The following is a 21,600-nucleotide window of genomic DNA, read 5'->3' as shown; positions in this document are numbered from 1 at the left end:
GAGACGTTCATGGCAGAGCCATTGGACAGCCGCAGGGCCACCCTGATCGAGGCGGCCCAGGCCAACTGGATATCGGCGCTCACCGACCTGGGCGGGCGCAACACGCTGCTCTACTACAAGGACCGGCGGGCCGGCACCCTCGACCTGGCCCAGGCCGATCCCGACAAGCTCGAACGCTTCCTGCGCACCGGCTCGATCAGGCTCACCCGGCTGTTCTCCGACGCCGACGTCAGGGCCGACGCGATCAGGCGCGTGCAGGCCATCCACCGCAAGTCCCGCGAGCTGCTGGAGGAGCGCGGCATCAGGGCCGCGTACCTGGCCACCGGCATGGCCCGCTGGGACGAGCTGTTCCTGGAGCCCGCCGCGCCCGTGCTGCTGCGCGGCCTGACCATCACCCCCACCCGGGCCAGGCACGACGACTTCGACCTCACCCTCGACGACGAGCACGAGGTCAACCCGGTCCTGCTGCACAAGCTCACCACCGTCTTCGGCGCGAATTTCGGGGCGGACCCCGAGCGGGCCGCCGCCGACCACGGCCGGCTGCGCGCGATCGCGGCGGCGGCCGAGGTGCCCGGGTTCGACATCGAGGACCGGCTGGTGATCGGCACCTTCACCTACTCCAAGCTGCCCATGGTCAGGGACATGCAGGCGGCCGGAGACCTGCTGGCCGACAGCGACGTGGTGGCCGCCATCGCGGGCGACCCGGGCGCGCAGGAGCTGCTGTCGGGCGACCGCGGCGATGCGCTCGCCCTGGACTCCCCGCAGGACGACTACTCGGTGCTGGACGCCGACTCCTCCCAGCGCAGCGCCATCGCCGCCGTGCTGTCGGGGCGCAGCCTGGTCGTGCACGGCCCGCCGGGCACCGGCAAGAGCCAGACCATCGCGAACCTCATCGCCGCGCTCGTCGCCAAGGGCAGGAAAGTGCTGTTCGTGGCCGAGAAGCGGGCCGCCATCGACGCCGTCCTGTCCCGGCTCAAGGGCGCCGACCTGGGCGACCTGGTGCTCGACATCCACGAGGGCACCCGTGACAGGCTGCGCATCGCCCGCGACCTGGGCGACACGCTGGACCTGGCGCAGACCGTGACCGAGGGGCCGGAGCAGGAGCTGGACCGGCGGCTGGTGGACCGGCAGCGGCGGCTGTCGCGGCACGTCGCCGGGCTGCACGAGCCGCACGAGCCGTGGGGGCTGTCGGCGTTCCAGATCCAGTCGGCGCTGCTCGGCGTGCCCGCGCAGGCGCGCACGCCCGTACGGCTGACGGACCCGCGGCGGATCGACGCGGAGGCGGCCGACCGGATCAGGGACGAGCTGCGCGAGTTCGCCCACCTGGGCGGCTTCACGCTGCGGCCGGGCGGCACCCCCTGGTACGGCGCCGCGCTGCGCACCCCCGAGCAGGCCCGGCAGGCCGGCGACCTGGCCTCGCGGCTGCACTCGCACCTGCTGCCGCTGCTGGCCTACCGGGTGGGCCAGGCGTGCGCCGCGGCCGGGCTGCGCGAGCCGGAGGGGCATCGCGAGCGGCTGGAGCGGCTGCGGCTGTTCGCCGGGGTCGCGGAGACGATGCGGCGGCTGTCGCCGCGCGTCTTCGAGGCCGGGCCGGCACGCCTGGCCGAGGCCACGGGGGAGCGCGCCCAGGCCGGGCTGCGGGAGCGGCACGCACTGCGCAAACGGGCGCGGGCGCTGTGGCTGGGCACCGCCAAGCCGGAACGCGCCGAGCTGCACGCCGCGCTCGCGCGGGCGGCCGCCCAGCTCGGGGAGTGGGACGGGCTCCGCGCGGAAGGGGAGCCGGGCCGGCCGCCGTGGCCGCCGCCCGACCTGGGCGACCTGCTGCGCCTCCAGGGCGAGTGCGAGGAGCGGCTCACCTCGCTGCGCGCCTACGTACGCGTGCCCGACGACCCCGAGGAGGCGCTCGCCGCGCTCTGCGACGACCGCGACACCGCGTGGAAGCTGCCCAGGCTGTACGAGCTCGGCATGCGCCTCGACGGCCTGGGCCTGGGCCAGCTCCTCGACGACCTGGCCCGCAAGCAGGCGGACGCCGGGCTGGCCGCGGCCGCGTTCGACCACGTCTGGCACTCCTCGGTGCTCGACCACGTCAGGGTGAGCGACCCCCGCTACGCCGCCGAGCGGGGCGAGGCGCTGGACGAGATCGCCGGGGACTTCCGCGAGCGCGACGTCCGGCACCAGGCCGCCAACCGGGCCAGGGTGCGCAGGGCGTGGGCCGTCAGGCTGAGCGACGCCGAGGACCGGCACCCGCTGCAGGCCCGGGTGATCCGCAAGCAGGCCGCCCTGCGGCGGGGCCATCTCCCGCTGCGCCGGCTGCTGGACCAGGCGGGCGACGTGCTGTTCGCGCTCAAGCCGTGCTGGGCGATGTCCCCGCTGATCGTCAGCCAGGTGCTGCCCACGACCCGGCTGTTCGACGTGGTGATCTTCGACGAGGCCAGCCAGATCGTGCCCGCCGACGCGGTCCCGTCCATCATGCGGGCGCACCAGATCGTGGTCGCCGGGGACGACCGGCAGCTCCCGCCGACGAACTTCTTCCGTCAGGTCGCCGACGGCGCCGAGGAGGGCGAGGACGAGGAGAGCCTGGTGTCGTTCGGAGCCGGGTTCGAGTCGGTGCTCGACGCGCTCCGGCCGCTGCTGCCGACGTGGCCGCTGACCTGGCACTACCGCAGCAGGGACGAGCGGCTCGTGGCCTTCTCCAACGCGCGCATCTACGGCGGCGCCCTGACCACGTTCCCGGGCGTGTCGCGGGGTGACTGCCTGCGGCACGTGGTGGTCGAGCACTCACCGGTGGAGGGGGACGGGGAGGTGGGCAAGGTGGTGGAGCTCGTGCTCGACCACGCCCGCGCCCGCCCCGGCGAGTCGCTCGGCGTGATCGCGCTCGGGATGCGCCACGCCGAGCGCGTCGACCAGGCACTGCGGGAGGCGCTGGCCGGGCATCCGGAGCTGGAGGAGTTCTTCGCCGAGGACGCGCCCGAGCCGTTCTTCGTCAAGAACCTCGAACGCGTCCAGGGCGACGAGCGTGACGCGATCATCCTGACCGTCGGGTACGGCAAGCACCGCGACGGCCGCATGCGCTACCAGTGGGGGCCGCTGCTGCGCGACGGCGGCGAGCGCCGCCTGAACGTGGCCGCCACCCGCGCCAAGCACCGGCTGACCCTGGTCAGCTCCTTCTCCAGCCACGACGTGGACCCCGCCCGGGTCACCAAGGCCGGGGCCCGGCTGCTGGCCGACTACCTGGAGTACGCCGGCTCGGGCGGCACCCCGGCCGACGCCTCCGGCGGGACGGCGCTCAACCCGTTCGAGGCCGACGTCCGGGACCGGCTGGCCGGGTACGGCATCACCGTCGTGCCCCAGTACGGCGTGGGCGGCTTCCGCGTCGACTTCGCCGCCACCCATCCCCGCGACCCGGACAAGATGGTGCTGGCCATCGAGGCGGACGGGGCCTCGTACCGGGACTCGCGCAGCGTCCGCGACCGGGACCGGCTGCGCAAGGAGCACCTGGAGCGGATCGGCTGGAACTTCCACCGCCTGTGGTCCACGAACTGGTTCCACGACCCGCAGGCCGAGGCCGACAAGCTGCGCCGGGCGTACGAGCGGGCGGTCGCCGAGACCGACCCCACCCCTGAACCGGCGCCCGCTGCTGGGCCCGCCTCTGGGCCCGCCCCCGCCCCTGGAACCGCTGCCGCGCCGGAGCGGTCGCCGGGCGGGGAGCTGGACCGGCGCGGCTGAAGCCCCGGGGGGCGGGAGAACCCCGGGTCTCCCGCCGCCCGGTTCAGCTCAGCGTCTCCCACCAGCCCTCCACCGGCGGGGCGGCGGAGGTGTCCACCGCCTCGCCCGGCCTGGGCACGACGATCTCGACGTCGCGGGCCTTGGCCTCCAGCCACAGCCGCTCGACCGGCTCCGCCCACGGGTGCAGGGCCAGCGTGAACGTCGCCCAGTGCACCGGCAGCAGCAGCCCGCCGCCCAGGTCGAGGTGGGCGTTGACGGCCTCCTCGGGGTTCATGTGGATGTCCGGCCAGGCCGGGCTGTAGGCGCCGATCGGCATCAGCGTCAGGTCGAACGGCCCGTGCGCCGAGCCGATGCCCCGGTATCCCGCGAAGTATCCGGAGTCGCCCGCGTAGAACACCCGCCGGGCCGCCCCGGCGACCACCCAGGACCCCCACAGCGTGTCGTTGCGGGTGAACGCCCGGCCCGAGAAGTGGCGGGCCGCCGTGGCGACGAAGCGCAGCCCCGCGACCGTCGCCTCCTCCTCCCAGTCGAGCTCGATGATCCGGTATGCCGGCACGCCCCACCGCTCCAGGTGCGCCCCGATGCCCAGCGGCACCAGGAACGGCGCCCTCTGGGTGCGGGTCAGCGAGCGCACGGTGGCCATGTCGAGGTGGTCGTAGTGGTCGTGCGAGATGGCGATCGCGTCGACCTGCGGCAGCTCGCCCAGCTCCACCGGCACCGGATGGTGCCGCTTCGGGCCGACGAGCTGCGAGGGAGAGGGCCGCCGGCTCCACACCGGGTCGAACAGCACCCGCTTGCCCTCGATCTCCACCAGCGTGGAGGCGTGGCCGTACCAGACGGCGCGCACCCCGTCGGCGGGCGGCGGGTCGGACGGCGGAACGCGCAGCGGCACGATCCCGCCCGGCCGGCGCCGCTCCCGGTCCTTGGCCAGCTCGCCGACCAGGCTCACGGGCGGCGTGGTCATCAAGGTCGTCGCCTCGGGCATCGTGTTGACGAACGTGCCGTTCCTGAACTGCGGCGAGCGGCGTATCCTGGCCGCCCGGTCCGGCCCCGACGTCAGCGGCCGCACGCCCAGCTCGGCGGGCACCTCGCGCAACACCCAGCCGGCCGCGGCGAGGGTCGCGCCGCCCGCGAGGATCCGCCGTGCCGTCCGCTTTCCTGCCATCGCCCACTCTCCCCTGGAATTCTCTGCGTCCCGCTCGGCCGAACGGGACTCCCCGGTAGTCCTCTTCTACGATATATCGCGATAGGTCAGACGGTTTTGATCGCTCCACCGTCGATGACGTAGTCGGCGCCGCTGACGCTTCCCGCGTGCGGCGATGCCAGCCACGTCACCAGCGCGGCGACCTCGTCCGGTTCGACGAACCTACCGGTCGTCATCCCGGCGTTCGACGGCAGCCCCGCCAGGAAGTGCTCGTGTTCCACGCCGTGGGCCGCCGCGACGGCGGCGCCGTACCCGTTCTCGGCCTCCCACATCGAGGTGCGGGTGGCGCCGGGCGAGACCGTGGTCACCCGCACCCCCTGCGGGCCGAACTCCTCCGCCAGCGCCTTGCCGAACGCGGTCAGCGCGGCCTTGGCGGTCGCGTACGCGACGGGCCCCGTGTGCGGGATCCGGGCGCTGTTGGAGGAGATGTTGATCACCGTGCCGCGCTGCCGGAGCAGGCTCGGGACGGCGGCGCGGGTGGCGCGTACGGCGCTGAGGAAGTTCAGGTCGTGGACCTGGCGCCACACCTCGTCGCCGGTGTCCAGGAACCCGCCGACGAGATCCCCGGCCGAGTCGCCGCCGCCCACGTTGTTGACCAGGAGGTCGATCTCGCCCAGCTCGGCCAGCGCCCGGCCGATCAGCTCCTCGGGCCCGTGAGCGGTGGACAGGTCGGCGGTCACCAGGGTGGCGCCGGTCTCCTTCAGCGCGGGCGAGATCGTCCGGGAGGCGGCCACGACGCGCATTCCCTCGCCGGTCAGCGCCCGTACGATCGCCAGCCCGATGCCTCTGCTCGCGCCCGTCACCACGGCGGTCTTGCCGGTCAGTCCCATGTCCATGGCGTGTTCTCCCGTATTAGTCGCATCAGTCGTGATGCCATGACCCTACGACTTGCAACATCAGTGACGCAAGTTGAAGGTTAATGGGGACGATGCCGTACTCTGTGGGGCGTGAGTGACACGACCAGGGCACTGCGGTCCGACGCCGAGCGCACGGTGCGCACGATCCTGGAGGCCGCCGAGCGCGTGCTCAGCAGGCACCCGGCGGCCAGCATGGAGCAGATCGCCGAGGCGGCGGGGGTGGCGCGCACGACCGTGCACCGGCGCTTCGCCTCGCGCGAGGCGCTGGTGGACGCGATGGCGGCGTGGGCCACCCGGCAGTTCGCCGAGGCCGTGGAGGCCGCCAACCCCGACACCACGCCGCCGCTGGTCGCGCTCTACCAGGTCACGGCCAACGTGCTGCGGGTCAAGAGCGACTGGAACTTCGCGATGAGCCGCGCGCTGTCGGCCGACCCCGAGGTGGCCAGGGTGCACGCGGACGTCGAGGAGCGCTGCGAGCGGCTGTTCAGCAGGGCCCAGGAGGCCGGGGTGCTGCGCGGCGACGTGGACCCGCAGTGGGCCAAGCGCGTGTACTACGCGCTGATCCACGAGTCGGCACAGGTTCGCGACGGCGAGCCGGACGCCCTGGCCGCGCGCCTGGTCGACACGCTGCTGCGCGGCGTCGGCACGGGGCGCGGCCTGGCCTGAAACCGGTCCCGCCGGAGCCTCCGCTCAGCGTTCCTCGTCCCGCCCGCGATGCGGGAAGGGCCACGGGTTCGGGCGGCACCGGCCCAGCGACTTCGACTGCTGCGTCATGACCGGGGCCAGGCGGCCGGGCCCCGGGCAGGGGCGATGCCGGTGCCCCAGGCCGTGGCCGACCTCGTGGCTGATGAGATAGCGGCGGTAGGCGGCCAGGTCCGCGCCGTAGTGCGGGACGCCCGTCGCCCAGCGCAGGGCGTTGATGACCGAGCGGCGGCCGTTCCAGCAGGACAGCTCGCCTCCCGTGCGCAGCGGGCGGCACTGGCGGCTGGTGAGGCCGGGGCTGGACAGGGCGACGCGCACCCGTACCGGGCCGTGGTCGACCCGCTGGAAGCGGCCCCAGCCGCGTACGTCGTTGAGCGTCCTGTGCACCTCCGCGGCGAACTCGCCCGGATCGAACGGCAGCCCGCGCTCCACCTCGACCAGATACCGCACCACCGCCCCGCGGCCCGGCCGGGCGGGGGCGGTGCCGGGGACGACCGCGTACCGGCCCGAGGCCCTGTGCGGCACCTCGATCGGAGCCGGGTCCGGTGCCCGGGGCGCGAGCGGCTTCGGCGGCGACGTGGGCGGCGACGTGGGCGGCGACGTGGGCGGCGACGTCGGAGCCGCCGGTTTCGGTGGTGGTGGCGCGGCCGGCTCGGTGGTGGTGGCGCAGCCGGCCGCCGCGACGAGCAGGAGCAGGAGCAGCGGCGGCAGCGGCAGCGACCGTGGCAGCGGCAGTGGCAGCGGCGGTGCGAGCAGCGGCAAGGCGGCCTCCCCACGACATCACGGTGGGGAGGTTTTCGATGTTACGTGGCTCCTTGTCGCGCTTGACGGGCAGGGTGTCTATCGTCCGCTTTAGGGCTTGGTGGGGGCATAGGGCGTGATGTCGATGGGCGGCGTCTCGCCGAGGGCGAGCGCGGCGGCGATCTGGCCGGTGAACGGGCCCGCCGTCAGGCCGTACGCGCTCAGGCCTGTCGCCACCACCACGCGACCCGTGAGGGGGCCGATCAGGGCGGAGCCGGGGGCGTACACGGGACGCAGGCCGACCCTCGCCTCCGCGACCGTCGCGTTGTACAGCCCCGGCGCCACCCGCAACCCCGCCTGGATCACCTCGTCCAGCCCGCCCATCGTGACGCGCGGGGCGAACCCCACGTCCTCGACCGTCGCGCCGATCACCACCCGGGAGTCGGGGAAGCCCAGCAGGTACGGGCCCATCCGGGGCAGGATCATGGGCCACCAGGCGGTGTCGACGCCCTCCATGGTGGCGTGCAGGATCTGCCCGCGCCTGGGGAAGACCGGCAACTCGACTCCCAGGGGCCGGCACACCTCCCCGGTCCAGGCCCCGGCCGCGACGATCACCATGTCGGCCTCGATCGGCACCCCTTCGCCGGAGAACCGCCGGGTTCCGGCGTCCATGGGAGGTGTGGGGGTGGGCGCGAGGGGCGCGGCCTGCCGCCAGGACGTGGTCTCACCGCCGGCCGGCTCCTGCCCCGCCGAACCAACCGGCCCGCCGCCGGCCCGCCTCTCTCCGCCAACCGCCCCGACCCCGGCCCCGCCAACCGCCCCGGCCCCGGCACCACCGGTTTGTGCCCCGCCGGCCCCGGCGCCACCGGCCCCTGTCCCACTGGCTACATCCGCCCTGCCCGCGCCCGCTTCTGCGACCCCGCTACCCGCGTCGGCGCTGCCCGCTCCTGCGCCCGCGTTGCCCGCGCCCGGGGGCGGCTGGGGCGCCGGGGTTCCCTCCGGGGGCTGGACCTCCCACTCTCCGTTCCAGGTCGCGCCCGTGCCGGCCGGAGGGTGCACGAACACCTGGCCGTCCGGGCTGAGCGAGGCGGCGCCCGTACGTACCTCCGCGCCCCTGGCCACGGCGGCGCGCAGGAGCGCGTCGCGTACCGACCGGCCGTCTACCCGCGCCGCACCCGGCACGAGGATCGCGCTCAGCGTGTCCGACAGCGGCGGGAACAGCTCGGTCGGGTCGGGGACGTCGACGATGTCGCCCATCTCCGGCGCGTCGGGGTGGCGGCGGCGCAGCAGCGTCCGCACCGGCTCCAGATCGACCGGATCCTCGGCCACCAGCAGGGCGCCCACCTTGGCGTACCCGATGTCCTCGCCCAGTTCCTCCACCAGCCCGGGATAGTGACGGGCGCCCTCGCGGGTCAGGCGGTACCAGTCGTCGTCCTCCGGATGGTCCACCCACGGGCACACGATTCCCGCGCCCGCCTGCGTCGCCTCGCCCGGGTACCCGCCGTCCACGACGGTCACCGTCGCGCCCCGGCGGGTGAGGTAGTAGGCCGCACCGGCCCCGACGATGCCATTTCCGATCACCACTACGCGCATGGTCACAATGTTCGCAGCCGAGGTGACCTGGGCCGATGACCGGGTTCGCCCACTTGCCATGCGGATACCTCACCACGGCCTTCTCCGTGCCTGAACGCGCCGCCTGGCCCGCTCGTGAAGGGCCGGCGGTCCGATGTGGCCGGGGGGTGGGGGTACCGCCTGGGGGCCGCGGGTTTAGGGTCGGCGCATGGACGTCGTGGTCACCAGGATCGACCTGCCGCGCCCCGTGCGCGCGGCCGCGTCGGACGGGACCACGGTCTGGTGCGCGGAGGCCGGTGGTGTACGGGCCTACACGGCGTCCGGCGTCCCGCTGCCCGCCCGCCCTGACCCGGCACCGAACCCGCCATCCCCGGGATCGGGTCCACGGCCCCCTTCACAGGCACCGGCATCCCGGTCACGGTCGTCGGCACCCGGCGGCCGGTCACCGTCATCCGGTCACCGGCCACCGCCACCCGGTCACCGGTCGCCGACGTCCGGTTCACGACCGTCGGCATCGGAGTCACCGTCGCGGGCGTCGGAACCGCGGCTCTCGGCACCCCCACCGGCCTCGGATCCGCGGTTATCGGCGGCCGAGCTGTGGTCCCTGGCGGCGGTGCCGGGGACGGTGGCCGCCACGCCTGCGGGGGTGCCCGGCATGCTGGCCGAGACCGTGGTGGTGCCCAGGTCGTTCGCGGGGCCGTACCCGTCGAACTCGTTACCGAAAGGGACGCTGGCGGGCGCCTCCCGGGACCGCGTCCACTGGCTCGACCCGTACGGCGCACCGCTCGCGGACGTGCCCTTCGACGGGCGGGTGGTGGCGGGCGGCGGGGAGATCTGGGCGGTCGGCGACGACCTGGCCCGCCGGCTCGCCGAGCCCGGCCACCTGCGCGAGCCGCTGCACCTGCCCGCATTGGACCAGTGCGCCGTGGAGGGCGAGCGGCTGTGGTGGACGTCGAAGCGGGACAACCTGCTGCGCGGCGGCCCGAGAGAGGTGGACCTCGGGCGGAGGAAACGCGGCGCCATGACGGTGTGCGCCGGCTCCCTGTGGATCAGCGTGACCGGCGGGCTGCTGCGCGTGTCGGCCTGGTCGGGGGAGCCGGGGCGGTTCGTGGGGACGCCGGAGGGGCCGGTGCCGTTCCTGGTCTGCGCGAACGGGGTCCTGGCGGGTGGCGGCCGTGACCTGTTCGTCCTCGCCCCGGCCGCCGGTGCCCCTCTCCACGTGATCAGGCTGGGGCCGGACGCGCCGCTCGCGCTGGTGATCGCGGCGGGGAAGCACGTCTGGGCCTTCCCCGCCGACCGCCCCGAGGCGCTGATCGTCTCGGTGTGAGGCCGCGAGGCGACCCCACGAGGCGAGGCCACGAGGCGAGGCCGGGAGGGAGCCGCAGCCGGCCGAACCTCGGTGGCCTTCGACCCGTCGCCGCGAACCCGACTCTGGAGGGTGAGCCGCCTTCGGACGCCTTCGGACGCCTTCGGATGGTGAGCCGGCTCCGGATGCCGGCCGGTGAGATCGTCGCCCGTCCCTCAGGCGGCGACGACCGTGGGCTGCCCGCCTACCGCCCGGTGGTGCCGGTCCTGACCTGCGATGGCAGGAAGGACGACCGAGGCCCGGCCAGCGCCGCGTCCATCCGCTCGGCCTGGCCCTTCGTGAACATGAACATCGCCGCGTCCTCGACATAGTCCATGTAGTTCATGAACATGTCGCCGTTGGGGCCGTTGTCGCAGCTCAGCTTGGGGAACGTGGGAGTGCCGCGGTTCTGCCCCGCCTGGTTCGGGGTGTCGTCGACGAAGTCGCTGCCCGAGCAGCCGTCGCCGTCGTCGCCCCAGATGTGGCGCAGGTTGAACCAGTGGCCGATCTCGTGGGTGGCGGTGCGGCCCCCGTCGTACGGTGCCTCCGCCGTGCCCGTCGTGCCGAACGCGCTGTGGCGGACGACGACCCCGTCGATGTCGGCGGGCCCTCCGGGGAACGTGGCGTACCCGAGCGCGTTCTTCAGCTCGCACACCCACAGGTTGAGGTAGCGGTCGGCGGGCCAGGCGTCGGAGCCGCCCTGGGCGTCGAACTTGACCTTGTCGTCCGGCTGGAACTCCCCGACGTCGGTCTGCCGGCGTACGACGCCCGAGGTCGGCTGCCCGTCAGGGTCCTTGTCGGCCAGCTTGAACTCCAGCCGCGCGTCGGCGGCCAGGTCCTTCCACACCTCGGGCACCTTGTCCGCGTCGGGGTTGGCCCGCCGGAAGTCCTCGTTCAGGACCTTGAGCTGGCTGTCGATCTGGTCCTGGCCGATGTTCTGCTCGGAGGTTTGGTAGACGACGTGGACCACGACGGGAATGGTGACGACCTCCTCGCGGGGGGCCGCCCGTGCGTTCTTCCTGGCGAACGTCTCGTTCTCGATGGCGGCGAGGGCGACGGCGTAGCGGGGCGAGGCGGCGAGGAGCCGGCGGTGGACGGGCATGGTGGCACAGCGATCGGAGCTGGACACGGGGGTTCCCTTTCGTACGCGGGGGAGGGAAATGGGGTTTCTGTACGCGTACCCGTACTGTAGCCGTTTAATCACTCACAGTTATGAGTTGAACCTACCGTGGCGGGAGGTCCTACCTTCGTACCGTGACCGAGAACGACGGCAGCGGGCGTCGCTGGAGCATCGGTGAGCTGGCCAAGGCCACCGGTGTCACCATCCGCACGCTCTACCACTACGAGGAGATCGGCCTCGTGCCGGCGAGCGAGCGGACCGCGTCCGGGCATCGCCGCTACACCGAGGCCGACCTGCGGCGGCTCTATCGCGTGCGGGCGCTGCGCGGGCTCGGGCTGTCCCTCGACGAGATCGCCCGCGTCCTCGACCGGCCGGGCGACGACCTGACGGCGCTGCGCGCCCTGCTCGGCGCCCAGCTCGCCGAGCTGGACCTGCGGGCCGCCCGCATCGTCCAGCTCAAGGAGCAGATCAGCGGGCTGCTGTGGCTGCTGGACAAGACGATCATGCCCGATGCCGAGAAGTTCATGGCCACGCTCGAGCTGCACTCGGTCTACGAGTCCTATTTCAGTCAGGAGCTGCGCGACCACCTGGCGAGACGGCGGGCCGAGCTCGGCGAGGAGCGCATGGAGGGCTTCCGCGCCCAATGGCTCGACCTGCTGCGCCAGGTCCATCGGCACATGCTCGACGGCACCCCCGTGGAGGATCCCCGGGTGCAGCACCTGACCACGCAGTGGGAGGCGATGGCGGCCGGCCTCCAGACCGGAGACCAGCAGGTCGACGACCGGCTCACGGAGGCGGGCATGGCGCTGTGGCGCGACTCGGGGCCCGAGCTCAGCGCGGAGCTCAGCCGCCAGATCGACTGGCTGGACGCAGGCGACCTGCCCGCCATCATGCATTACTTCGAGCGCGTCAGAAAGGTCCGCGACACCCCTGGCACCCAGGGTGATGAGGAAACCCCGGGAGCGCTCTGATGCCTGGGAGATCAGGGCCGTAGCGAAAGCCGCCCGAAGACGCAGATGTCCAGGGCGGTGTGCAAACCCGCAGAAACGCCCCGTCACCCGGGACTGGGGAGCACGGACGGCTGCCCGTGTGGAGGCAGACCCGGAAGAGGCAGCGCTCCCCGGGGACGGCGCCGAAGACCGGGGGACGTGTGGCCGCCGGGCCTGGAGCAGGAGAGCGGGAGAGGCCCGGGCACCTGGCTCGGAGCATGGGGCCGGGAGAGGTCCGGGCACCCCACCCGGAAAAGGACCGGCGGACGTATGCCGCCCGGCCTGGAGCAAGGGACCGGGAGGCCGTGAGACGGCGGCCCCGTGAGATCGCCTAGCCCTGAGCACGGGGGCGCATTCCGTGAGACATCAACCAGCAAGGAGAGCACGAACGTGAGCGCGAGCATGCCCTATCCCGGCGCGCCGGTCCGGCCGGAGCGCAACGAGGTCGGCGGCCTGGTGTTCGACGACCCCTACCAATGGATGGAGGATGACGACGGCGAGGGCGTGGCGGAATGGCAGCGGGCCCAGGACGAGCTGGCCCGCTCCTACGTCCACGGCTGGCCGCACTACGACCGCCTGGCCGCCCGCGTCGGCGAGCTGGTCGAGCAGATGGACGCCCGCAACCTGGTGGTCCCGATGCGATGCGGCCCCCGGTGGTTCCGCGGTCGCATCCCCGAGGGCCGTGACCTCATGGTGCTGGAGACGGCCGACGACGTGACGGGGCCATGGCGTACGGTGATCGACCTCAACGAGCTGTCCAGCGACGGCGCACCACTGCGCATGAGCCCCCAGCCGTCCCCGGACGGCAGCCTGCTGGCCTACTCCCTCGACGCGTCCGGCCGCGAGCTGCCCGTGCTCAAGGTGATCGAGATCGACACGGGCAAGGTCCTGCTGGACGGCGTGCCACAGCAGCGGCCCGGCCTGGTGACCTGGCTCCCGGACGGCAGCGGCTTCTTCTACATGGCCAACGAAAGCACGGACCCCCGGGCACCGCTCCGCTGGCGGGTGTTCTTCCACCGCCTCGGCCAGCCGCCCCCCACCGAGCCGGAGCCCATCGACATCCCGCACATGTTCGCCATGCCCAAGATCTCCCGAGACGGACGCTGGGCACTGATCCAGGTCGATCACCTACGGCCCCGCCCCCATTACCTGGCCCGCCTCGAAACCCACCCGGCCCAGCGCCCCGGCACCCACCGGGAAGAAGCCTCCACAAAGACCGAGAACGACCACCCGCACGGGCACCCGGCGGACCACCCGAACAGGCACCCAGCGAGCGGACGCTTGGGGGTCGGAGACTCGGCGGGCGGAGGCCCGGAAGGGCTGCGTGCCGAACGCCCGGCCGAAAGCCCCAGCGCCGACCGTCCGCACCAACCCCAGGACGAACAACCAGGCGTCTCCTGGCAGTGGCGCGAGTTCATCACCGATTCCGACCACCTCTACAAGGGCGTGATCGTCGGCGACTCCTACGTCGCCGTCACCACGGCGGGCGCCGCGCGCGGACGGCTGGTACGCATCCCCCTCGACAGCCCCGGCGACCCGGCCACCTGGACCGAGCTGATCCCCGGGGGAGACACCGTCCTCACCGGTGTCACGCTGGTCGGCGATCGGCTGGTGCTGGGCGAGCTGGTGGACACCGTCTCCCGCGTACGAATCCTGGACCTTGACGGCAAGGAGCTCGGCGAGGTGCCGCTGCCGGGCCCCGGCTCGGTCAGCTCCGTCGCCCAGGGCGTCATCGCCCTCGGCGTGATGGACCAGGTCATCGGCTGCGAGGACGCCATCACCTTCGGCTACACCTCCTACACGCAGTCCCCGACGGTCTACCACTACGCGCTGGAGACCGGCGTCCTGACCCGGCTGCAGGGGGCCGGCCACACCCTGCCCGGGCTGGTGACCAGCCGTGTGTGGGCCACCTCGGCGGACGGCACCCGTGTGCCGTGCACCCTGGTACACCGCGCCGACCTGGACCGCTCGCGCCCGCAGCCCATGCTCCTCCACGCGTATGGAGGCTTCAACATCGCCGAGCTGGCCTCCTACCTGGGCCCGCTGGCCGCGTTCGTCGAGGCGGGCGGCGTGTACGCGCACGCCCACGTACGCGGGGGCGGCGAGTTCGGCCTGCAGTGGTGGGAAGGCGGGCGGCTGCACACCAAGCAGAACTCCTTCGACGACCTTTACGCCGTCGCCGAGCAGCTCATCGCCGACGGAGTCACCACACCCGACCGGCTGGCCGTCCAGGGTGCCTCCAACGGCGGCCTGCTCGCCGCCGTGGCCGTCACGCAGCGGCCCGATTTATGGCGGGCCGCGGTGTGCACGGCGCCGAAGCTGGACCTGATGCGCGTGGTCCGCGACCCGGTGGGCACCGCCGCGACCCTGCCCGAATACGGCAACCCGAACAATCCCGCCGACGCCCCCGTGCTCATGGCCTACTCGCCGTACCACCACGTGGAGCCCGATACCGCATACCCGGCGATCTTGCTCGACGCGGGCGCCAACGATCCGCGATGCCCCGTCTGGCACTCCCGCAAGTTCGCCGCCCGAGCCCAGGCCGCCACGACCTCCTCCCACCCGGTGCTGCTGCGGGTGTGGTCGGGTGCGGGGCACGGGGGCACCGGGTGGAGCACGATCGTTCAGCAGCAGACCTACTGGCTGGCGTTCGTCATGCACGAACTCGGGCTCACGCCACTACCGCCCGACCACACCACCGGATGACAGACACCGGGGGCCCTTACGACCAAGCCGCTCGGGGCACTGGCCAGCGCGCTTGTGTGGTTGCCTGCCTCCCTGGGCCCTGGGCCCTGGCGCTGGTGTGCCGCCAGGGGGTGGGCCAGTGCGGCTGCCGTCCCCAGGAGGTGGGCCCGTGCGGTTGTGTGCCTCCGGGGGGCGGCCCCTCGCGGTTGTGTGCCGGCGGAGGGGCCGCCGGGTGGCGTCAGCGAACGGGTACCTGCGAGGCCGCTGTGCCGCCGCTGGGGGCCTGCCAGCCGACCACCACCGTAGGCCGGGCGGTCAGTGTGCGGGTCAGGGGGACGGTCACCGTCCTGGTGCCCTGGCCGGATACGGGCACCACGCGGCTGCCCGCCGTGCCGTCGGCGTCCCGTACGAACAGGTGGGCCTTGCCGGAGGCGGCGGTACGGAGGGTGACCTGGACCGTGTCCTGCCCGGCGGACGCCGAGAGTGCCCGGGCGCTCTCGGCGGCCGTCGCCGCGGGGCCGCCGGCCAGCGGGACGTGGACGCGCACGGCCTGCTCCAGGGACTGCGGCGAATCGAGGCTGGACAGTGCCGTGTCGGGGATCACCGCGTCGGGCGGGGTCGTCGGCCGGTCAGGTGGGGGCTGGTAGCCGGGCAGGGAGGCCACACCCCACCGGTACGGGTCGCCCTGCACCCCGCCCCAGGTCGACCAGCCGATCCGGGTCTGGCCGGTCTTGTCCTGGGTGTCGGAGTCGTAGACCAGGATGTTCAACCCGAGGTGCGCGGGGTCGACGGCACCGGGCAGGACCTCCATCGGGATGGACATCTCCACCACGTACTCCCCGGCGGACACCTTCGAGGCCACCCGCATCCCCGGAGCCGTCTGGGCGCCCGGACCCTGCCGGTTGTCGGCGTCGCGCAGGTGGCAGGGCGGGCCTTCGGCCGTCACCGGCAGCACCGCGGCCTTGAACGTCGTGGAGGTGTTCTCGGAGGTGCCGCGCGGGTCGAGGGTGACCTCCACCGAGTCGGTACGCCAGTGCCGTTTGCAGTCGGACGCGGCCAGGCGCGTGCCCAGCACGTCGTCCTTGACGTGCACCAGCACGTACAGCGTGTCATCGTGCCAGGTGACCTTGGCCGTGCCGGAACAGTCGGCCGCCGACGAGCACGCGGTGCCCTCCCAGAGGCGGGAGATGTTCAGGGCGGTCCCGGCGTACTCGCCGTCACCGTCCGTCCCGTCCACGGCCGGGGCCGACGCCGCCCGGGGCACGGAGGCGGCCGGCACCAGCTCCAGGGCAGGGCGGCTGGTGCTGGTGCCGTCCTGGCTGGTGGTGGTGATGGTGTACGCGTAGTCGCCGCCCTCGTTGGAGGTCTTGAGCGAGGGGTCGGAGTTGGTGACGGTGAACGGCACCGTGGTGCTCGCGCCCGGGCTCAGATCGTTGTACGCGGCCTCAGTACGGTCGGCGGTGAACCCGGCCGGCAGGTCCAGCCGTACGTTGCCGGACCGCGCCGCGCCGCCCACGTTCGTGACCACGACGCCGATCTGCCGGGTGCCGCCCGACGAGAGGGTGAGCACAGGCGTGACCAGCCCGCGCAGCTGGGGCACGCCCACGTCCGTGGTCCACTTCTCGTACTGGGCCACCTGGGGGAGCGGCTGCTGCGCACCCCGTACGGACGGGCCGAGCTCGACCTGCCGGTCGGTGTGGCCGCCGCCCCGCTCCGTGGTGAGCGTGGCCGCGATGCGCACCCGGCCCCCGGCCCCGGCCCCGGTTCCGGCCCCGGTTCCGGACGGCGGGGTCACCGTGAACGTGGCCGAGCCGCCACGCCCGGCGCCGATCCTGCCGAGGTTCCGCTGATGCGGCTCTGCGACAGCGCCCTTGACCGCCGGGGAGCTGCTGCCGGACGCGAGGGAGCCGTCGGTTGTGGTGGGAGCGCCGGCGACCTGCCAGCCGTCAGGGACGCGGAGCGTTACCGATGATCGGCCGAGCGGCTCGCGGGGTGGGGCGGTGACGGTCACCTCGACCGTGAACGGCGTCCCCGGGTGCACGTCGAAGGCGCTGGTGCGCAGGCCGAGCTGGGTGCCGAGCGGGACAGCGCCCTTGGCCCTGGTCAGCGAGCCGTCGAGGACGGCCGTCGGGGCGGCGGCCGCCGGGGAGCCCGGCTCGGGGAACGGCACCCGCGCGTCCACCTGGGTGAAGAAGTCGCAGCCCAGCTGGGCAGGGTCGGACGGCACGTCGGGGAAGCCGGCCCAGCCCTGGGAGGCGTACGTGCGCTGCGCCTCCCGTTCCACGGCCGCCCACGTCCTGCCGCGTTCGGCGGAGGTGCGCCCGCTCCACACACCGAACACGTTCTGCGCCGGATTGGCCGGGCGGAACGTCGAGCCGCACGCCTGCCCGGTCTGGGAGGTGCCGCGCGCCCCGCCGGTGAGCAGACGGGCCGGGGCGAAGGGACGCAACCCCTCACGGGTGATCTGCTCGGGGAACGCCTTCGGGTCGGCCGCCGCGTAGTACGCCTCCACGGCCAGCCGCGCCGCTTCCTGGTGGTTGCCGTGGTTGCCGGGTGTGGGTGCCGGGTCCATGGTCAGCAGGACCTCGGGCCGGGTCTGGCGGACGAGTCTGACGACCTTCTCCAGCGTGTCGCCGCCCCACACCTGGTCGGTCAGCGGGGCACTGACCGTGTAGTAGAAGTCGACGTCGTCGAGGTTGAACACCTCGCTCACGCCGGCCTTCCCGACCGCCGACCGCTCCTCCGCCTCGCGCAGCAGCCCGAGCGCCGGCCCCTCCTCGGGCCCGACCGCGTTGCCGCCGCCCTCGCCCCGGGTGATGGTCACGACGCCGGTACGAACGTCGTGATCCTCGTTCCACTGGCCCAGCGTCGACAGCGTGAACGCCTCGTCGTCGGGGTGAGCACCGACGAACAGCGCGTCGAGATCGACGGGGGTGGCGGCTCCGCTGGTCGATAGGGCGGCGTTGGGTGGGGCCGCGGTCGACAGAGCGGCGGCCCAACCGGCTGGGGCGTAGGTGGTGGCGCCCCAGGCCGGTGAGGCGGTCTGGGTGGCGGTGCCTCCAGTCGGCGCGGCCAGGGCGGGGGCGGTGGGCAGGAGTGCGAGTGCGGCTGTGGTGACGAGCGTCGCCACACGGCGTGGTGCCCGCCATGCTTCCCGCGTCGCGGCCCTGGTCGCGGGGCTGATCGCGCCGCCGGGCCGAGGGCTGGGCGCAGGGTCGGGTGCAGGGCTGGTCGCGGCGGTGGGCGCAGGGTCGATCACGGAGCCGGGCGTGGGGCCGGGCGCAGGGTTGGGTGCAGGGTTGGGTGCAGGGCTGATCGCGCTGCCGGGTGCAGGGCTGGGCGGGGTGGTGGGCGCAGGGTCGATCACGGAGCCGGGCGTGGGGCCGGGCGCAGGGTTGGGTGCAGGGTTGGGTGCAGGGCTGATCGCGCTGCCGGGTGCAGGGCTGGCCGGGGTGGTGGGCGCAGGGCCGATCACTGAGCCGGGCGGGGGGCTGGGCGGGGAGCCGGGCTTGGGTGTGGCCGTGGGTCTGGTGCGCATCGGACCTCCGGAGTTAGTCGCGGACCGCTCCCTGGAGCAGTCCGCGGACGAAGTGGCGCTGGAGGAACAGGTAGAACAGCACGACAGGGGTGGCGACGATGACCGAGCCGGCCGCCAGGAGCGTGAAGCCGGAGGTGTACTGGCCCTGGAAGAAGGCCAGCCCCAGCGGCGCGGTACGCAGCGACTCGCTGGTCACCATGATCAGCGGGATGAGGAACTCGTTCCACGTCCACATGAAGACCAGCACGGTCAGCGTGACGACGGCGGGCCGGGCGGGCGGCAGCAGCACCTGCCACAGGATGCGCCAGCTGGAGGCGCCGTCGATGCGGGCCGCCTCGACGATCGCCCGGTTCGAGGCCCGGAAATACGCCCGCATCCAGAAGGTCCCGAACGCGACCGACAGCGCCACCTGCGGCAGCGAGATCGACCAGAAGGTGTCGATCAGCCCGAGCGAGCGCAGGTCGAAGTAGAGCGGCACCGCCACGGCCTCGCTGGGCATCATGATCCCGAGCATGAACAGGTAGAACAGCACCGACTGCCCCCGGAAACGCATCGTGCCGAAGGCGTACCCGCTCAGGATCGACAACACCACGCTGACCACCACGACGAACGCCGACACCGCCAGGCTGCTGCGCAGGTACGTGCCGAACCGGCCCACCTCCCAGGCCGCCGCGAAGTTGGCGAGCCCGGCCGTGCCGCCGCTGTCGGCCGGCCCGAGCGCGGCGGACAGGATGACCACGATCGGGTAGAGCGCGAACGCGGCGAACACCGACAGGATGACGTAGTTGGCCACCCGCTCCCCGCGCGAGATCACGAGACCCTCCTGTCCGCGAACCGGTTGATCCCGAACGAGATCACGAAGATCACCACGGTGAGCGTGACGCCGATGGCCGCCGCCGAGCCGACCTGGCCCAGGCCGAAGGCGCGGTGGTAGACCTCGTACGACGGCACGGAGGTGGAGTCGCCGGGCCCGCCGCGCGTGGTGACGTACACCAGGTCGAACGTGCGCAGCGCGGTGATCACGGTCAGCGTCAGCGCCACCGCGATCTCCCCGCGCACCGACGGCAGCGTGACCGCGAAGAACTCCCGCACGGCTCCGGCCCCGTCCAGCCGCGCCGCCTCGTACAGCGAGGTGGGGATGCGGCTCATCCCGGCCAGCAGCAGCACCGTCACCAGCCCCGTCTCGAACCAGGTGCCCACCACCCCGACCGCCGGCAGCGCGAACGTGTAGTCGCCCAGCCAGCCCCGCGTCAGCGAGTCCAGCCCGAGCGCGCCGAGCAGGGAGTTGAGCGAGCCGTCGGGGGCGTACACGCGCCGCCACGCCACCGCCACCACCACCATGGCGATCACCTGCGGCAGGAACACCACGGTGCGGAAGAACCCCAGCCCGCGCACCTTGGCGTGGTTGAGGATCGCGGCCAGTGCCAGCCCGATGGCCAGCGGAAAGACGGCGTAGAACGCCATGAGCACCAGGGCGTGCGCGAAGGCGGCGCGCAGCCCCTCGTCCGCGACGATGGCCACGTAGTTGTCCAGCCCGGCCCAGGTGCCCAGGGACAGCCCGTCCCAGTCGTACAGGGAGATCTGGACGGCCCGGCCGATCGGATAGAGCAGGAACACCGCGTAGACGGCGAAGGCGGGCAGCAGGTAGAGATAGGCGACGCGGCGGGGCTCGCCCGGAGGCCCCCCGGCTCGGGCTGCCATGCTCAGTCGTTGCTCTCGGCGAACGTCTGGTAATCCTTCTCCAAGGTGCCGAGGAACTCCTGCGGCGTGGCCTTCTTGGCGAGCAGATCCTGCAGCGCCGCGCCCAGCGTGTCGGCGAACGTCGGGGTGGCGTAGTCGAGGTAGGGCACCAGCCCGTCCTTCGCGCTCGCCGTGCCGAACGCCGTGAACACGTCCCGCTGCGGCCCCTCCGCCACCGTCTGCGCCCCGGTGTCGGCGACGGGCAGGTTGCCGGTGTCGGTGAGCACCTTCATGGCGTCGGCGTTGGTGATGAAGTCGATGTACGCCGCCGCCGCGTCCGGGTTGGGGCTCTTGGCGGTGATCGCGAACGGCAGCCCGGTGCCCCCGGTCGCCACCGGCGCGGCGCCGTCCGTGACGCCCGGCGGCAGCATGAACCCGAGGTCCGAGCCCAGCGCCTTCTGCAGGTCGGCCAGCAGCCAGGTGCCCGCGATCAGGAAGACGCCCTGCCCCTTGCCGAACGCCTGCCACGCCGCGTCGTAGCCCTGCCCGTTGAAGCCCTTGGCGAAGTAACCCTTGTCCACCCAGCTCACGAGCTGCTCGGCGGCCTTGACGTTCTCGGGCGTGTTCCAGGAGGCGCCCTTGCGGCCGAAGGCCAGCGCGCCGATCTGGTCCGGCGGGACGCTGCGCCCCTGTACGGTGCCGAAGACGTGCACCGCCGGCCACTTGTCGAGGTTGCCGAACTGCAGCGGCACCTCGCCGGCCGCCTTGGCCTTGTCCAGGGCGGACTCGAACTCGGCCCACGTCCTCGGCGGCGCCAGCCCCAGCTCGGTCAGCTTGGCGGCGTTGTAGAAGAGGCCGACGACCTCGCCGACCTGCGGCAGGCCGTACAGGTTGCCCTCGCCGAAGAGCTTGCCGTCGGCGCTGTAACGCGAGTACCGCAGCACCGACTCGGGATAGCGTCGCTGCCACCCGTACGCCTTGGCGTAGGCATCCAGCGGGCGGAGCTGGCCCGCCTTGACGAACGCGCCCATCGAGGAGCGGCCGTTGTTGGCCTCCACCACGTCCGGCGGCTCGTTGCCGCTCAGCGCCAGGCGCAGCGTGGTGTTGAGGTCGTCGAACGAGCGGGACACCCGGTTCAGCTTGATGTTGGGGTATTTGGCCTGGAAGGCGGTGTTGAGTTTCTCCATCTGGGCGGCCTGACCGCCGCGTACCTCCTGGTCCCAGACGGTCAGGGTGACGTTGCCGAGGGAGGCGGCGTCGGTGCGCACCGGGGCGCCGCTCGGCTGCGCGGCGGGGGTGGTGGGGGGAGGGGCGGAGGAGCCGGGCGCGCACCCGGCCAGGACCACGGCGCTCGCGGCGAGCAGGGTGAGAGTCCTGGAACCGCGCGGCTGTCGCTTCATGGGGTCACTCCTTCTGCGCGGACACGCGGGGCGTGCCGGGG

14 protein-coding genes are annotated in these 21,600 nt (G+C 73.2%); 5 read left to right on the top strand and 9 right to left on the bottom strand.

What is annotated here, in order from left to right:
* Positions 1-9: 9 nt before the first annotated feature.
* A complete protein-coding gene (locus ACTWPW_RS37980; RefSeq protein ID WP_443171503.1) occupies positions 10-3,726 on the top strand; it encodes an AAA domain-containing protein in 3,717 nt (1,238 codons plus the stop codon).
* Positions 3,727-3,769: 43 nt separating this feature from the next.
* Here the strand turns inward: ACTWPW_RS37980 and ACTWPW_RS37975 are convergent, their stop codons facing one another.
* Both ACTWPW_RS37975 and ACTWPW_RS37970 read right to left on the bottom strand, forming a co-directional pair.
* Positions 3,770-4,891: an MBL fold metallo-hydrolase gene (locus ACTWPW_RS37975; protein WP_443171502.1), complete on the bottom strand. Its 1,122-nt coding sequence runs from the start codon at positions 4,889-4,891 to the stop codon at positions 3,770-3,772.
* A gap of 86 nt (positions 4,892-4,977) precedes the next feature.
* Complete coding sequence (locus ACTWPW_RS37970; RefSeq protein ID WP_375108455.1) at positions 4,978-5,766, bottom strand: SDR family oxidoreductase; 789 nt, start codon at positions 5,764-5,766, stop codon at positions 4,978-4,980.
* Between the two features lie 111 nt (positions 5,767-5,877).
* Here ACTWPW_RS37970 and ACTWPW_RS37965 point away from each other — a divergent pair, with 111 nt between their 5' ends.
* The gene (locus ACTWPW_RS37965) at positions 5,878-6,453 is read left to right on the top strand and encodes a TetR/AcrR family transcriptional regulator (RefSeq protein ID WP_443171501.1); all 576 of its coding nucleotides are present in this window, start codon (positions 5,878-5,880) and stop codon (positions 6,451-6,453) included.
* A gap of 24 nt (positions 6,454-6,477) precedes the next feature.
* On the opposite strand, the gene ACTWPW_RS37960 is transcribed toward ACTWPW_RS37965, so the two are convergent.
* A complete protein-coding gene (locus ACTWPW_RS37960; RefSeq protein ID WP_443171500.1) occupies positions 6,478-7,251 on the bottom strand; it encodes a DUF3152 domain-containing protein in 774 nt (257 codons plus the stop codon).
* A 90-nt stretch (positions 7,252-7,341) separates the two neighbouring features.
* A complete protein-coding gene (locus ACTWPW_RS37955) occupies positions 7,342-8,823 on the bottom strand; it encodes an NAD(P)/FAD-dependent oxidoreductase (RefSeq protein ID WP_443171499.1) in 1,482 nt (493 codons plus the stop codon).
* Positions 8,824-9,427: 604 nt separating this feature from the next.
* Here ACTWPW_RS37955 and ACTWPW_RS37950 point away from each other — a divergent pair.
* Positions 9,428-10,129 (top strand): hypothetical protein, encoded by a 702-nt coding sequence (locus tag ACTWPW_RS37950; protein ID WP_375108451.1) that lies wholly within the window; start codon positions 9,428-9,430, stop codon positions 10,127-10,129.
* 223 nt (positions 10,130-10,352) lie between these two features.
* On the opposite strand, the gene ACTWPW_RS37945 is transcribed toward ACTWPW_RS37950, so the two are convergent.
* A complete protein-coding gene (locus ACTWPW_RS37945; RefSeq protein ID WP_375108450.1) occupies positions 10,353-11,276 on the bottom strand; it encodes a zinc metalloprotease in 924 nt (307 codons plus the stop codon).
* 125 nt (positions 11,277-11,401) lie between these two features.
* Between ACTWPW_RS37945 and ACTWPW_RS37940 the strand changes: the two genes are divergently transcribed.
* The gene (locus ACTWPW_RS37940; protein WP_443171498.1) at positions 11,402-12,238 is read left to right on the top strand and encodes a MerR family transcriptional regulator; all 837 of its coding nucleotides are present in this window, start codon (positions 11,402-11,404) and stop codon (positions 12,236-12,238) included.
* Positions 12,239-12,646: 408 nt separating this feature from the next.
* Complete coding sequence (locus ACTWPW_RS37935; protein ID WP_443171497.1) at positions 12,647-14,962, top strand: prolyl oligopeptidase family serine peptidase; 2,316 nt, start codon at positions 12,647-12,649, stop codon at positions 14,960-14,962.
* 217 nt (positions 14,963-15,179) lie between these two features.
* Here ACTWPW_RS37935 and ACTWPW_RS37930 read toward each other — a convergent pair whose 3' ends face one another.
* From ACTWPW_RS37930 to ACTWPW_RS37915, 4 genes are all read right to left on the bottom strand, one after another.
* Complete coding sequence (locus ACTWPW_RS37930; protein ID WP_443171496.1) at positions 15,180-18,071, bottom strand: sugar-binding protein; 2,892 nt, start codon at positions 18,069-18,071, stop codon at positions 15,180-15,182.
* 421 nt (positions 18,072-18,492) lie between these two features.
* On the bottom strand, positions 18,493-19,293 hold the full coding sequence (locus ACTWPW_RS37925; RefSeq protein ID WP_364129404.1) for a carbohydrate ABC transporter permease: 801 nt from the start codon (positions 19,291-19,293) through the stop codon (positions 18,493-18,495).
* Positions 19,290-20,180 (bottom strand): carbohydrate ABC transporter permease, encoded by an 891-nt coding sequence (locus ACTWPW_RS37920; protein ID WP_443171495.1) that lies wholly within the window; start codon positions 20,178-20,180, stop codon positions 19,290-19,292. Before ACTWPW_RS37920 ends, ACTWPW_RS37925 begins: the two co-directional genes overlap by 4 nt.
* A 2-nt stretch (positions 20,181-20,182) precedes the next feature.
* Positions 20,183-21,559, bottom strand: a complete 1,377-nt coding sequence (locus tag ACTWPW_RS37915) for an ABC transporter substrate-binding protein (protein WP_375108445.1) — start codon at positions 21,557-21,559, stop codon at positions 20,183-20,185.
* Positions 21,560-21,600: the final 41 nt, after the last annotated feature.

The sequence above is a fragment of the Nonomuraea sp. KM90 genome, from assembly GCF_052246675.1.
Lineage (GTDB): Bacteria > Actinomycetota > Actinomycetes > Streptosporangiales > Streptosporangiaceae > Nonomuraea.
This window is presented reverse-complemented; position numbering and strand designations above follow the sequence as displayed.